Here is a 1119-nt window from a genome sequence, read left to right on the forward strand (position 1 = left end):
CCGTTGACCATGGTAAAACTACCCTGACTGCTGCAATCACTACCGTTCTGGCTAAAACCTACGGTGGTTCTGCTCGTGCATTCGACCAGATCGATAACGCACCAGAAGAAAAAGCTCGTGGTATCACCATCAACACCTCTCACGTTGAGTATGACACCCCGACTCGCCACTACGCACACGTAGACTGCCCAGGCCACGCCGACTATGTTAAAAACATGATCACCGGTGCTGCGCAGATGGACGGCGCGATCCTGGTAGTAGCTGCGACTGACGGCCCAATGCCTCAGACTCGTGAGCACATCCTGCTGGGTCGTCAGGTAGGCGTTCCTTACATCATCGTGTTCCTGAACAAATGCGACATGGTTGATGACGAAGAGCTGCTGGAACTGGTAGAGATGGAAGTTCGTGAACTGCTGTCTCAGTACGATTTCCCAGGCGACGATACCCCAATCGTTCGTGGTTCCGCGCTGAAAGCGCTGGAAGGCGAAGCAGAGTGGGAAGAGAAAATCATCGAACTGGCTGGCTACCTGGATTCTTACATCCCAGAACCAGAGCGTGCGATTGATAAGCCATTCCTGCTGCCAATCGAAGACGTATTCTCCATCTCCGGTCGTGGTACCGTTGTTACCGGTCGTGTAGAGCGCGGTATCATCAAAGTGGGTGAAGAAGTTGAAATCGTTGGTATCAAAGAGACTGCGAAGTCTACCTGTACTGGCGTTGAAATGTTCCGCAAACTGCTGGACGAAGGCCGTGCTGGTGAGAACGTTGGTGTTCTGCTGCGTGGTATCAAACGTGAAGAAATCGAACGTGGTCAGGTTCTGGCGAAGCCAGGCTCAATCAAGCCACACACCAAGTTCGAATCTGAAGTGTACATCCTGTCCAAAGACGAAGGCGGCCGTCATACTCCGTTCTTCAAAGGCTACCGTCCACAGTTCTACTTCCGTACAACTGACGTGACCGGTACCATCGAACTGCCAGAAGGCGTAGAGATGGTAATGCCAGGCGACAACATCAAGATGGTTGTGACGCTGATCCACCCAATCGCGATGGACGACGGTCTGCGTTTCGCAATCCGTGAAGGCGGCCGTACCGTTGGCGCGGGCGTTGTTGCTAAAGTTC

1 protein-coding gene is annotated in these 1119 nt (G+C 53.1%); it reads left to right on the forward strand.

Translation table 11 applies throughout. The features are described 5' to 3' along the window. Positions 1-1119, forward strand: a 1119-nt coding sequence (gene tuf, locus AK59_RS0123210; protein WP_029883938.1) for an elongation factor Tu, incomplete at both ends; no start/stop codon positions are given.

The sequence above is a fragment of the Enterobacter sp. T1-1 genome, from assembly GCF_000710795.1.
GTDB classification, from domain to species: domain Bacteria; phylum Pseudomonadota; class Gammaproteobacteria; order Enterobacterales; family Enterobacteriaceae; genus Enterobacter; species Enterobacter cloacae.